Raw genomic sequence first — 13,875 nt, 5'->3', positions numbered from 1 at the left:
CCCCTTCATTTAAAGAAATATCCTCACATTGCCACCTACCTGCCAGTTTCGGGTTGGGGCAGGGTTGAAGAAACGATTGCCAACCGGGTTCAGGTCGTTGCCCAGGCTGTAGAGCTTGTCCAGCAGGTTGTCGCCTGCTACAAAGATGTTGATAGCCAGCGGCTTAAATGTTTTTTGATACCCCACCCGGGCATTGAGTAACCAGTAGCTGTTGGCATAAACTGTATTGGCATCATTCACCGGCAGGCGGTCGGTAAAGTTAATGGTTGAGTTCAGATAAAAACCCGGCTGACTAACGATGTCAAGACCAGATACCCATACATGCCGCGGTACACCCGTCAGGCTTTTACCAGATAAATCAGTTTGTACCTGCTTATAGTTTTTAAACTGATAGTCTGCCAGTGTAAAGCTGCTAAAAAGCCTTACTTCCCGCACTGTTGTTGCTTCGGGTTTTTTTACAAGCCAGCCGTTCAGCAATACTTCCAGCCCGTTTTGCAGGGTGCCTCCGGCATTTACAAAGTATTCGGTTCCTGCTTCGTTCACACGTCTTACAATAGTATTCTGCAGGCGGAAAGAGTACGCCGTTACATCAAACGACAATCGTTGATTAAACAGGTTTCCTCTGGTACCAATTTCATAATTAGTACCTCTTTCAGAGGCCAGCGTAGGCACAAAGGTGCTGTTTCGGTATCCGGCAGTAAATTCACTTACTAACGGCGGAGAAAACCCGCTGCTGACACTGGCAAAAACAGCTATCTTATCTTTTATTTTTTTCAATAAAGCTATTCTGGGTAAAAAGGCAGCCGGCAGAAAATTATCAATTGGTTTGATGTTCGGCGCGTCTGAAACCCGGGTGAAGTTATACTTTACACTGTTATAACTGGCACCGATTGTCAATATAATGTTTTGTGGTAGTTCTGTTTCCAGTTGTGTAAAGAGAAAATAACTCATGGCGCCCACGTTATCGTTGGTTTGCAGGGTATCAATATTGCCGCCTCTGTTACCAAAGTTACGAATCACCCAGTATGACTGCTGAAACTCTCCTCCGGCTGACAGGCGATTAGAAAATGTACCTGTTCGAAACGCGTAGGTTGTGCGGGTTCGTCCGCCAAAAGTCTGCTCATTCCTGATTTCATAATTGGTAATAAATGGGTTCCGTAGTTCGGTGATAGTTCCGTATAAAGCTGTCACATTTGTCCAGTGTTCATTAAAGCGGTATTCCTGCGATACCCCCAGATTAAATACTTTCTGGTAAATACCTGCCTTTTGTTGAATTGGCCCCGGTATTGTTGGTGTAGGCTGGCGCGCCAGCCTGGGGTTCTGGTCCATCTGTGCCTGCGTAAGCCCGCCCGGCGTTTGATAATGCATATCAGAATACAGGGCCGATACATTAAACGTTCTGTGTGCAGACGCAAAGAAATTTGAACGCCAGCTGAGCACATCACGTACTGTGGCACTGTTCTGGCGGTAACCGTCTGCCTGTGCATGGGCATAACTCAATACTGAGTTAATTTTCTCTGTAGCCAGATTCCATGAAATGGCCCGGTTCTGTAATCCGAAACTTCCCCAGCCAAAGGTAGTATTTATGTAGCTGGTAGGTTTTTCTTTTGAGCTCTGTTGCGCCAGTGCCTTATTACCACCCAATAGTATCACACCTCCTGTTCCGGCACCGTAAATGCTTCCAGCAGGGCCTTTAATTACCTCAATATTGCCAACGGTATTCATATCTATGGCATTCAGAAAAGTATTACCGTTACCATCAGTAAGCGGAATATCATTCCAGTAAATCTTTACATTTCTAACACCAAAAGGAGAGCGGAGAGAACTACCCCGGATGGAAAGGCGATAACTGCCCGGAGAGCGCTCTTCCATGCGTACACCCGGCAAGGTATTAAAAACAGGCACCAGGGTTGTGTTCTGGAATCTCTCAATATCTTTAATTGTCAGCACGCCTACCGAAGCGGCTGTCTCGGTGAGCTTTCTTTCGGTTTCAAAGCCTCTTACTACCACTTCGTTCAACTGTTGCGTGGCAATAGTGGTGTCTGTTTCCTGTGCCTGCGCAAACAATGAAAAACCAGTAAAAAATGTAACAAGAATAGTAAAGTGTTTCAATTGCATAAAGATTTTAGATAGCTGCTGATTTTTTTGTGAAGTTGAATTTTGGCTCAATTTGGCCTGACAGAGTAGGCTCCTGTCTGATTTAACACAACCAGAGGCAAGCCTATATTACCGGCCTGTTTCTTCAGATTTTCGACCAGATAGGGCTTATAAGAGCCATCAACAATTATCAAGTCCGGCTTTAAACTTTCAAAAGCCCTCAGGTCTCTGATGGCATTGTTTGAGAGCAGCACATAATTGGTTCGGCCTATGAGTTTGCCCTTGAAAGGCTTTTGTAACCAAAGTATTTTTCTACCGTCAAACTCAAAAACTGTCATACCCTGATGGTTGGTATAAGACGCCACGTCCAAAAGATTCTGGTTTGATACGCCCATTCTGTCGTAATAATTCTTCAAATTAAAATTATAAATCTTCTTATCGTGTATAACACCCGAGTCACCCATAAAGGTTGCAGACTTCCCTTCTATTAAACTTACCCCTGCATGGTTATTGATAGCATGGAACGTCAGTTCCTTTTGATTACTCTGTTTGTAATCTTCATATACATTGGCTAAAGCCAATATACTAAATAGCCCTGTAGCTATGCGTAGATACTTCAATTCTGAATATCGGAAGAAAGCAATGCTTAAGCCCAAAATAGCATACCATGCCAGTAATTCTGGCATAGATATAGAAAAGCCTTTAAGGGTTGACAGGGGCAGTTTCTGAAAAGCAAAAACAGACTCATTCAATAAAAGGCATGAGTATTTTAAGATAAAAGCCAAAACATGAGAAAGTATGGGAACGCTGGCAAAAAACAATAAGAATAGCCCCGCCGGAAGAATACTGAAAGAAAAAAAGGCAACGACGGGGTTGGCTATAAGAAAATAAGCCGGAAACTGGTGAAAATAGTAAATGCTAAGTGGGGTGGTAAACAATTGAGCAGCAAAGCAAATGACGGTTCCTTCCCATATTATCCGAATGAGGGGGTTCGTTGGGTTAACCAATTCATTCAGATATGAATAAAGATATACAATGCCGAAAATAGCCAGATAAGACAACTGAAAGCCGATGTCGGCCAACCAGTAGGGGTTCCAGGCCAGTAAAACCAATGCAGAAACCGCCAGTATATTATAAATATTGTGCGACCGGTTTAAAGAGGTACCTACAAGCAGAAAAGAAAAAGTAACGGTTGCCCTTAGTACTGTTGATGACAAGCCTGTAAAAAGAGCGTAGGTCCACAAGATACTTAGTGTAATGAGCAGGAAAATCCAGGGCCCGTGTTTGCCTTTTTTCTTTAGCCAGCCCAAAGCTATTCCAATAATCCAGAACAAAATCCCCACATGCATTCCTGAAACAGACAACACATGAATGGCGCCAGATGCAGAATAGGCGCTCAGTAAATCGTCATCAATATCGTCTCTTATACCCACAATCATTGCGTTGGCAATGGCATATTCATGGGGTGTTTGTACCCATGCCTTAAAAACGCTATCGGCATATAAATTGGCCTGAAACGCAGTTTTAAGTAAAGCAGAAGGCGGCTTGTTGCCTAGCAGAAGATAGTCTTTGTTTTTTAAGAATTGCGAGGCATAGATTCCTTTATTGGCCAGATATTGTTTATAATTAAACTCCTCAGGGTTTTTCGGCAACTCCACCTCTTTCGGTGTGCCTTTAATCAGCAATACATCTCCATAGGCGGGTTTAAAAGAATCATCCTTACTAAAGTATAAAATTACTTTTCCGGTGGTGTTTTTCCACTTGCTACCCGCTTGCGCTGCCTCAATTTTTGCCTCTGCTTTAAAGGTTCTGGGTTTTGTTTCAGCATTGGAAATAATAACCGCCTGATAATATTGAATGCCTCCAAGATTTTTAAAATGCGCTGGATTATTAATAGCGGTTGACCGGTAAGTTATTATCCAGCCAGAGAAAAAGAATAATAAACATGCCAGAGTGCCTCTTATAATAGCCTGTTTGCCATAAACAGAGGCCAAAAGGCCTAGCACCAGGCTAATGAATGTTAAATAAAAAGTTGTGTGGAAATAGTGGGTTTGTAAATACGCAAGTATTCCTGCAATAAAAAACAGTAAGTACCTAATGACAGGAAATGCGTTAAATTTCATTTTTTAGCCAATAATTGATCTAATAACCAGTTCATTACCGCTTCATTTTCTTCCGGGAAAGTCCAGTGGCCTGTTTCCTGATAGAGCTTCAATGTTTTTGGCGAATTAATCACATTATAAACTGCCCACATAGAAGTTGGCGGACAGGTTTCGTCATTAAAGCCCATCGAGTAGAAGCAAGGTACTTTCAGTTGTTTGGCAAAGTTTACCACATCATAATAGGCTGCTGTTTTTATCTTGGCATCGGTATGGTTATGCGCATTGCTTTTATCAAAAATATGTGGCCAGCCACCGGCACGCCCTTTCAGGTAACCTGCCATATCAGACAAAGCAGGGTAAATAGGTGCCGACCATTTCACGCGGGGGTCCAGGGCTGCCGTAACAATAGACAAGGCCCCACCCTGGCTTCCGCCTGTCACTGCCAGATTTGTTCCGTCATATTGCGGCAGGCTCACCAGAAAATCGTTGGCACGCACACAGCCCAGATACACACGTTTAAAATAATACAAGTCTCGGTTATCAAGGTTGTAAGTCCAGTAGGCATTCAAAGGCCCTGCTCCTAAGTTGGCATATACAGAAGGATCCATAGTAACCGGAATACCGTGTATACCAATTTCAAGGGTAATAATGCCTTTCTCGGCAGTTTTTACATCTCCGCCATAAGGTCTTACGCCTGCGCCCGGTACTCTCAATAAGGCCGGATACTTCCCTTCTTTTTTGGGTACGCACAAGATGCCATACAGGCGTACTGTACCGTATTCACGGTAGTTCTGCAGGTTTACATGGTAAACATTAACGGTCTCGGTGCAACGTTCGGGGAGCAGCGTCATCTGCGCATCCATAGGCACTTTGGCCAGGTCTGCTTTGGCTTTATTCCAGAACTGCACGAAGTCGGTTGGTAATTCTACAGCCGGTTGAATCTTCTCTGGTTCAAAGGCAGCAGTAGCCAGGTTGCGGTATTCTTTACCGTCTACCTTGGCAATAACAGTACATCTTAAAAACCCGGCTGTGGTCATGGTACCGCCATCCAGTTTGATAACCCCGTCTTTCAGAATAATGCTGTCTTTTTTGTTTTCAAACTTCTCGGGGCCTATCTGATACACAATCTTTACATTTTTAAGCGGGTTACCATACTTTAGCACCATAACAGAGAACTTAACCGGTTCGCCCGGTTTGTAAGTCCAGTCTTCATGTTCGGGGGCTACAATTACTTTAATGAGCCGTTCGGCAGGCTGTGCAAAAGCCAGACCCGTGATAAGGAACAGGCCAAGCATAACAAAAATTTTCTTCATGTTGAATAGAGGTTGATAATACAGGTTATTTATAGTTTTTTAATAAGATGGGCCTTACTACCGATGTCCATTGCGCATAACCTTTCGGTGTCATGTGCAGGCTGTCTTTAATAAAATATTCACCATTAACTTTTCCGTTCGGGGCATACATTACGGGTCTGATATCAACAAAACTAAAGTTTTTGTGTTTATCTATGTAGGCTCTGATGAGCGCGTCGGCCGTAGTGGTAAGATTCCATTTGTCTTTTCTTGATATAGAGGGCTTCATCGAAATGTAATACACTTTAGTTTTTGGCAGCTTGTTCTGTATCAGGGTTGCCAGTTCGGCAAAGGCATCAAATACCTGCTCGGGCGTTTTCTCCTTACCCGAAAACAAATCGTTTTCGCAATACAGCACTATTATTTTGGGCTTATATGGTACCAGCATCCGGTTGGCATAATAAGTCATTTCAGGGAAGGTAGAACCACCGAAACCGTGGTTAATAACGGGCAGTGGTGCAAAGTCTTCTTTCAGGGTTTTCCAGAGGCGTATGCTAGAGCTGCCGTAGAATACAATTTGCCCCTGCAGCTTGTGCAGCCCTATGGCAGCATCGGCTTTTTCAAAAGCCTGTATCTCTTTTTCGGAGCGATTTACCTCATAATTGAGGGTAAACTTTTCGCCCACTGCCTGGTAGGTAAGCGTTTTATGGCAGGCAATAGAAAGGGCAACCAGCGCAATAGTTAATAGTAAGGGTTTTATCTTCATAGTTTCATAGATTATTTTACGAAAGTATCGAAAAATGAAAAACCTATTGATAAAAATCTGAAAAATTAGGCGAAATGACCGATAGCATAGACGTCTGAATCTTTGCCAACAGTTTTTGTTATTTATAGTAGTTTGTCGGTCATTCGTTTATCTTTGTGACGTTCAAAAATGATAGGAAAACAGTATATGGAAGAAATAGTAATCCCTCAGCGGAAAGCCCGCAAATTTATTGGAGAAGCGTTTTCGTTAACCTCATGGGCAGAAGTGCAGCCCCTGTATGAAAATCTGGTTAACCGTAATATTGAAAGTGTTCAGGACTTACGCCAGTGGTTTATTGACCGCAGCGAGCTGGAGTCATACCTGTCTGAAAACATGGCCTGGCGGTATATAAAAATGACCTGTGATACTGCCAGCGAAGACAACCAGAAAAACTACCAGTTTTTTGTGGAAGAAATCCAGCCGCAGCTATCGTCTTATAACGACCAGCTGAATAAAAAAGCACTGGAAAGCCCATACCTGAACGCATTGGAAGACAAAGGCTTTGATATTACCATTCGGGGAATGAAAAAGGCAGTAGAGATTTTTCGTGAAGATAATATACCGCTTGAAACCCTTGTTCAAACCAAACAGGCCGAGTATCAGTCTATTGTTGGCGCCATGACGGTAACCATTAACGGACAGTTAATGACACTGCCCAAAGCCGGAGACTTGTTACAGTCGCCCGACAGAGCGGTTCGGGAAGATGCCTGGACTAAAATATCGGAGAGACGTTACCAGGACCATGAGCAACTGGACAGCCTTTTTAACGAGCTGAGAGACCTGCGCCATCAGATTGCCACCAATGCAGGCTTTGCCAATTTTCGCGACTATATGTTTGCCGCTATGGGGCGTTTTGATTATACCCCGAAAGACTGTTTTAATTTTCATGAGGCGGTGGCCGAAACTGTAGTGCCTTTGGTTAATAAAATGGCCAAAGAAAGAAAAGAAAAGCTAAAGGTAGATGAACTACGCCCCTGGGACCTGAAAGTAGATACCGATGGCAAACCGGCCTTAAAGCCTTTCACAGACGGAGAAAATCTGCTTGATAAGACCATTCAATGTTTTAATGAGATAGATGCCCGGCTGGCCAATTATATCCGTATTATGCGCACCATGGGGCATTTTGATGTGGAGTCTCGTGTAGGTAAAGCGCCGGGGGGGTATAATTATCCGCTTGAAGAAATAGGTGTGCCTTTTATTTTTATGAATGCTACCTCAAGCCTGCGAGACGTAGTAACTATGGTGCATGAGGGTGGCCACGCCATTCACTCTTTTGAAATCAGAGACTTACCACTCAACACTTTCCGCAGCACACCGTCAGAAGTGGCCGAACTGGCCTCAATGTCTATGGAGTTAATCTCAATGGAGCACTGGGGTGCCTTTTTTGAGAATGAGGATGACCTGAAACGCGCCAAGGTAGAGCATCTGGAAGATATTCTGGAAGTACTGCCCTGGATAGCCACCATCGATAAATTTCAGCACTGGATTTACGAGAATCCAACCCATAGTATCCAAGAACGTCAAGAGGCATGGTTGAAGATATATGAGTTGTTTTCAGATTCGGTTACGAACTGGAAAGGCTTTGAGCGTTTCAAGAAATATGTGTGGCAAAGACAGCTTCATGTATTTGAGGTGCCGTTCTACTATATTGAATACGGAATGGCTCAACTGGGGGCAATCAGCGTATGGCGCAATTATAAGCACGATAACGCAAAAGGATTAGAGGGCTACCTGAACGCACTTCGTTTAGGATACACCGCACCAATAGGCAAAATTTATGAGGCAGCCAACGTAAGATTTGACTTCTCGAAAGCATACATTGCCGAACTGATGGCATTTGTAGAGGCCGAACTTGAACAATTGAGATAACTATTATATAAAAAGAAAGCCGACTGCAAAGTCGGCTTCTTCATTATAGAGTATACAAGGATTATCAGATAACCTGTTTTTCAAGATTAAACAGGTCGTTCAATACATCAATCAGTGTTTCGGCTTCTCCGCGTTTACAGGCAGCTTTCAGTTGCAATACAGGTAGTTTAATTACTTTCTGCATCATGCTGGCTGTAATTTTATCCATTTTCTCTGCTTCCTCTGCCGACAATTCTTTAACAAAACGCGCCATCTCTTCTTTTCTGATTTGTTCCAGAGCGCCTTTCAGTTTCTGAATAGTTGGCGAAACAATCATTTCCTGCGACCAGTTGTTGAACTCGCCCAGGGCATCTTCAATAATACCTTTTACCTGCGGTATGGCATCTAAACGGCGTTGTAATGCTTCGTTCGCACGGCGTTGAATCTCGTCCAGGTCATACAATACAATGCCTGTCAGGTCTTCTACTTCAGGGGCAATACTGCGCGGCACCGATAAGTCAATCAGATATTTAACGGCAAGCGTTTTATATTTAAGTGTAGCAGGGGTAATCAAAGGCTCTTCTACACGCACCGACGAAATCACAATGTCGGCCTCCATTATTTGTTCCTGAACTGTGCTAAAGTCAGAAACTTTAAAGCCCAGCTCCTGCGCCAGCGCCTCAGCTTTAGCTGCAGTGCGGTTGGTTATAGTAATGTTCTGGTAATTTTTATCAGCAAGGGTTCTGCAAACATCTTCGCCTATCTCACCTAAGCCTACAACCAGAATTTTCGGATTCGATAATAAAGGCAGGAAGCTCTCCAGTACCTCAACCGTTGCATAAGAGGTAGATGCGGCACCGTCTCTGAAGGCGGTTTCCTGTACCACTCTTTTGTTGGTAAAGAAAATAGTATGCAACAGGCGGTGTAAAAACGGCCCGGCCATATTTGCATCAGCCGACCATTGGTAGGCATGTTTCACCTGATTCGGTATCTGCAGGTCGCCCACCACCTGAGATTGTAATCCTAACGCCACTTCAAACAAATAATTAACTGCCTCATGATGGTTATTGACAAAATTAAAATAAGGCAGAATTTCATTCGAATTCAGTACTTTTAAGCTTGCCAGCAGGCGTATAATATCTTCGCTAATATTGTTTTCGGCGTAGTAATATATCTCGGTACGGTTGCAGGTAGAAAGCACAAGTGTTTCGGAAACATCAAATGTTTCACGAATTTTAAGCATCAGATTCTTACATTCCTCTTCATTAAGTGCAATTTGCTCTCTTATGTTAAGAGAGGCATTTTTATGAGAAATGGTTATCGCTTTAAAGTGTCCGTACATGTCATTCTATAAATACACTGCAAATTTACAGTCATTAAACAATTTGATTGTTATGGAATGTTATGATTTTTGTCAGCTTTCGTAATTTAGAAAGATTCTAAACTCCTGGTGGCGCGTGTAAAGTTTTCAACTAAGAAAAATACAATAGCAGAAAGCGTAAAAAACTGTCAGTAATTAATAACATAAAACCCGGGTAAACAATTCATAATTATCATCAGTTTGGTTTTCATTTAATGCGCGCGCTTTTAATCAGGCTTTTTCAGCTAAAATTATATATACGCGAAATCAAACGAAAAAGCTTCTTCAAAAGTTATGTGGATATGTTAAAATATAGCAAAAGCCGCCAATGAGCATACTTGACTAATTAATCCAAATTTTTATCTTTGTCTTAACATCCGAAGAAAATATGAAAAAAGTACTCCTGCTAGCACTTGTTGCGTTAGCGTCATGTCAGAAAACAGCTGAAGTTAAAACCGGTACATGGCGTGCTGTTATACTCACTGCAGGCGGTGACCTGCCTTTTGGGTTGGATATCCGAAAAGAAGGCGAAGCCTACAATGTTTTGGTAATTAATGGCGATGAAAAACTGAAAATGGACCAATCGTTTCTGAAAGACGATTCGTTGCATATACCCATGGAGATTTTTGACTCTGAGATAGTAGCAAAAGTGGAAGGTGATAAAATGACCGGATACTGGAAAAAAATGCGTTCGGATTTTACATTTGTGTCTGGCAAATTCTCGGCTGAATATGGTAAAAACTATCGCTTTTCCGAGACCAGCGATGCACCCCAAGCCGTATTGGCAGACAAATACAGTGTTTTATTTCTATCTGCCGATAAAAAAGACTCAACCCAATCGGTTGGTGTGTTTCAAACCAAAGGGTCACAGGTACAGGGTAGTTTTCTGACTACCACCGGAGATTATCGATATCTGGCCGGCGATATTGTGGGCGACAGCCTGAAGTTGTCTTGCTTTGATGGTACGCACGCGTTTTTGTTTAAGGCAAAAATTGATGGCGATAACCTGACGGGAGGTTTCTGGTCTGGTGTTAGTGGCTATGAGTCATGGACAGCCACCAAAGACAGTAGCGCAACATTACCAGACGTAACAAAATTAACGTATCTGAAAGAAGGCTATAAGACAGTAGATTTCAAATTTCAGAATACTGACAACAAGCCGATATCGCTGAGCGATGAAGCCTATAAAGGCAAGGTATTGGTAATACAGATTATGGGTTCGTGGTGCCCCAACTGTATGGACGAAAGCCGCTTTCTGGCACCGTGGTACAAGAAGAATAAAGACAGGGGCGTTGAGATAATAGGGCTGGCGTATGAAAAAAGCACCGATACAACGTTTGCCTTTCCGAAAATCAAGCGCATGAAAGAGCGTTTCGGTATTGATTACCAGGTGTTGCTGGCAGGAACCAACAATAAAGATGAAGCATCAAAAACACTACCTATGCTGAACAGGGTTATTGGTTTCCCGACCACTATTGTTATTGATAAAAAAGGGCAGGTACGTAAAATTCACACCGGGTTTTCGGGCCCCGGTACAGGTAAGTACTACGATGCGTTTGTGAGTGATTTTAACCGTCTGATAGATAAGCTTCTGGCAGAGAAATCCTGAACAGCGGCCTAAACAATTTGATTAATATAGCGTTTAGTGTAAAAACTAAACACGAAAGCATGAGCATAGATACAACAGAAATTATTTTGGTAAACGATGCTGATGAAGCAACCGGAAGCGGGCAGAAATTGTGGGTGCATCAGCAGGGTTTGCTACACAGGGCTTTTTCAGTTCTGGTATTCAATGATAACAACGAATTACTTATTCATCAACGCGCATTAGACAAGTACCATTCTGGTGGTTTATGGACAAACACCTGTTGCGGGCACCCTAATGTAGATGAGGAAATAAAATCTGCCGCCGAACGAAGATTAGGAGAAGAGATGGGTTTCACTACCTCTCTCGACTTTCTATACAAGTTTCATTACATAGCTCATTTTGACAACGGCTTGACAGAAAACGAAATAGACCACGTTTTTATGGGTATATATAATGAAACATTTGAAGTAAACCCCACCGAGGTGATTGCTTACAAGTGGGTTTCGGTAGCAGAAATTACTGAAGAGGCACAAAGAAACCCACATTATTACACAGTTTGGTTCAGGAAGATTCTGAAAAGCGAGGCCTTCAATGAGTTTGTGTCAAACAATTATATTTTATCATAAAACATTATTGTAATGGAAAAAAGGGTAATAGGCCTTGGTGGTGTATTCTTTAAATCGGAAGACAGCACAGCTTTAAGGGGTTGGTACAAAGAGCATCTGGGTATTGACTCCGAGGCTTGGGGAGGTATTTTTGAATGGCGTAGAAAGGATAATCCGGACGACCTGACCTCAACTGCCTGGAACCCTTTTAAGAAGGATACCACCTATTTTGAGCCAAGCAAAAAAGACTTTATGATTAACTACCAGGTAGAAAATCTGGATGAACTGCTGGTGGCGCTGAAAGATGAAGGTGTAACCATTCTTGGCGGGCCTGATGATACCGAATACGGTAAGTTTGGCTGGATACTAGACCCCGAAGGTAACAAAATAGAACTTTGGGAGCCACCAAAAAATGTTTAGCGCTATCAATAATTATTGTATTTTTGTGCCTCTCATATTATTAATCAAAGCATGAAAAAAGGTCTGTTTGTTGTTAGTTTTTTGCTTGTTTCTTCACTGACTTTTGCTCAAAAAAAATCAAAGAAAGACTATCTTGTTACCCTGAAAACCACCTACGGAACCATGCACATGGTTTTGTTTGATGATACGCCGCTGCATAAAGAAAATTTTATCAGACTGGCTAAGAAAAAGTTTTACGACAGCCTTTTGTTTCATCGTGTTATAGATGGTTTCATGATTCAGGGTGGTGACCCTAATTCGCGAAAAGCTAAACCCGGCGACATGTTGGGCAATGGTGGTGGAGACATGGAACGTATACCATTTGAGTTTAAGCCTAACCATGTGCACAGAAAAGGGGCTTTGGCTGCTGCCCGTGATAATAACCCAGAGAAGAAATCAAGTGCCTGCCAGTTTTATATTGTACAAGGCAAAAAGCTGACAGACGATGAGCTGACCACAGTGGCCGGGCGCAACAAAATGAATTACACCAACCAGCAAAGAGTCGATTACCTGGGCATGGGTGGTACCCCCCGCCTTGATAATAATTATACCGTTTTTGGTGAGGTAATTGACAACCTGAATGTGATAGACACCATTGCCGCCCAACCACGTGATAAAGCCGACCGACCGCTAAAAGACGTGAAAATGAGCATGACAGTGAAGAAGATGAAGAAGAAAAAAATCATGAAGCGGTATGGGTATAAGTATGAGTAGGACGGATTGGTAATCCGTCAAAACGTACAACGGATTGATAATCCGTTGATTTCCACGAACAAAAAATAGCCATCAATAAAGCGTAGAAGAAATACACAAGATATGAAGAAAATTTTACTGACAGGTTCAAATGGTTTGTTGGGGCAAAAGCTGGTTGAGCTTCTGGTTAACACAACTAATCATGACGTATATGCAACAGCAAGAGGTGAAAACCGGCTGCCGTTTACTAAAGGCTATACCTACACACCCATGGATATTACTGATAAAACCCAGGTGCAAGAGGTTATAGACCGCATTAAACCTGAAGTAATTATTAATACGGCGGCCATGACCAATGTAGACATGTGCGAGACAGCCAAAGACGATTGCTGGAAACAGAACGTAAACGCAGTAGAGTATCTGGTTGAAGCAGCCGAAAGAAACCGTTGTTTTTTGTTGCATGTATCAACCGACTTCATTTTTGATGGTAAAAACGGCCCTTACAAAGAAGACGCCGAGGCTAACCCTATCAGCTTCTATGGCTGGAGCAAATATGCAGCAGAGAAAATAGTAATAAACAGCAATATTCGCTGGGCAATTGCCCGCACTGTGCTGGTATATGGCATTGCTCATGATATGAGCCGTACCAATATTATTCTGTGGGTGAAGAAATCGCTTGAAGACGGGAAAAACATAAAAGTAGTAACCGACCAGTGGAGAACCCCTACACTGGCTGAAGATTTAGCCAAAGGATGTTTGCTGATTTCAGAAAAAGAAGCAGAAGGCATTTATAATATTTCAGGAAAAGACTTCCTGACTCCATACGAAATGGCCATCATGACGGCCGATTACTTTAACCTTGATAAATCATTAATTTCCAAGGCAGACTCCACCACCTTTACGCAACCTGCCAAACGCCCGCCAAGAACAGGTTTTGATTTAACGAAATCGAACGAAGTGCTGGGATACAACCCTGTTAGCTTTACCGAGGGCATAGAGATATTGGCCAAACAGATAGGAGCCTGA

At 42.7% G+C, this 13,875-nt stretch carries 11 protein-coding genes; 6 read left to right on the top strand and 5 right to left on the bottom strand.

Going from position 1 to position 13,875, the window contains the following annotated elements; all coding sequences use genetic code 11:
- Positions 1–9 precede the first annotated feature (9 nt).
- Genes NZ848_RS20415 through NZ848_RS20400 form a run of 4 tightly spaced genes read right to left on the bottom strand, consistent with a single transcriptional unit; the run spans position 10 to position 6,257 of the window.
- Positions 10–2,118, bottom strand: a complete 2,109-nt coding sequence (locus NZ848_RS20415) for a TonB-dependent receptor (protein WP_259017058.1) — start codon at positions 2,116–2,118, stop codon at positions 10–12.
- Positions 2,119–2,165: 47 nt separating this feature from the next.
- Positions 2,166–4,220 carry a ComEC/Rec2 family competence protein gene (locus tag NZ848_RS20410; protein WP_259017057.1) on the bottom strand — a complete coding sequence of 685 codons (2,055 nt, stop codon included), beginning with the start codon at positions 4,218–4,220 and terminating at the stop codon, positions 2,166–2,168.
- Positions 4,217–5,512 carry an acetylxylan esterase gene (locus NZ848_RS20405; RefSeq protein ID WP_259017056.1) on the bottom strand — a complete coding sequence of 432 codons (1,296 nt, stop codon included), beginning with the start codon at positions 5,510–5,512 and terminating at the stop codon, positions 4,217–4,219. Before NZ848_RS20405 ends, NZ848_RS20410 begins: the two co-directional genes overlap by 4 nt.
- Before the next feature lie 25 nt (positions 5,513–5,537).
- Positions 5,538–6,257, bottom strand: coding sequence for a GDSL-type esterase/lipase family protein (locus NZ848_RS20400; RefSeq protein ID WP_259017055.1), 720 nt, complete (start codon positions 6,255–6,257; stop codon positions 5,538–5,540).
- Positions 6,258–6,443: 186 nt separating this feature from the next.
- Here NZ848_RS20400 and NZ848_RS20395 point away from each other — a divergent pair, with 186 nt between their 5' ends.
- Positions 6,444–8,165: a M3 family oligoendopeptidase gene (locus tag NZ848_RS20395; protein ID WP_259017054.1), complete on the top strand. Its 1,722-nt coding sequence runs from the start codon at positions 6,444–6,446 to the stop codon at positions 8,163–8,165.
- 64 nt (positions 8,166–8,229) lie between these two features.
- Here NZ848_RS20395 and hemA read toward each other — a convergent pair whose 3' ends face one another.
- Positions 8,230–9,486, bottom strand: coding sequence for a glutamyl-tRNA reductase (gene hemA, locus NZ848_RS20390; protein WP_253531966.1), 1,257 nt, complete (start codon positions 9,484–9,486; stop codon positions 8,230–8,232).
- A 406-nt stretch (positions 9,487–9,892) separates the two neighbouring features.
- Between hemA and NZ848_RS20385 the strand changes: the two genes are divergently transcribed.
- The 5 genes from NZ848_RS20385 (at position 9,893) to NZ848_RS20365 (ending at position 13,875) form a co-directional block, all read left to right on the top strand.
- Positions 9,893–11,113 (top strand): peroxiredoxin family protein, encoded by a 1,221-nt coding sequence (locus tag NZ848_RS20385; RefSeq protein ID WP_259017053.1) that lies wholly within the window; start codon positions 9,893–9,895, stop codon positions 11,111–11,113.
- A gap of 59 nt (positions 11,114–11,172) precedes the next feature.
- Entirely contained in the window at positions 11,173–11,718 is a 546-nt protein-coding gene (idi, locus tag NZ848_RS20380; RefSeq protein ID WP_259017052.1) for an isopentenyl-diphosphate Delta-isomerase, read from the top strand.
- A gap of 12 nt (positions 11,719–11,730) precedes the next feature.
- Positions 11,731–12,117 carry a VOC family protein gene (locus NZ848_RS20375; protein ID WP_101724981.1) on the top strand — a complete coding sequence of 129 codons (387 nt, stop codon included), beginning with the start codon at positions 11,731–11,733 and terminating at the stop codon, positions 12,115–12,117.
- A gap of 51 nt (positions 12,118–12,168) precedes the next feature.
- On the top strand, positions 12,169–12,870 hold the full coding sequence (locus NZ848_RS20370; protein WP_259017051.1) for a peptidylprolyl isomerase: 702 nt from the start codon (positions 12,169–12,171) through the stop codon (positions 12,868–12,870).
- Positions 12,871–12,972: 102 nt separating this feature from the next.
- A complete protein-coding gene (locus NZ848_RS20365; RefSeq protein ID WP_259017050.1) occupies positions 12,973–13,875 on the top strand; it encodes an SDR family oxidoreductase in 903 nt (300 codons plus the stop codon).

It is taken from the genome of Emticicia fluvialis (assembly GCF_024793945.1).
GTDB classification, from domain to species: Bacteria; Bacteroidota; Bacteroidia; order Cytophagales; family Spirosomataceae; genus Emticicia; species Emticicia fluvialis.
The sequence above is the reverse complement of the archived record's forward strand: the minus strand, read 5'-3'. Positions and strand labels throughout refer to the sequence as shown.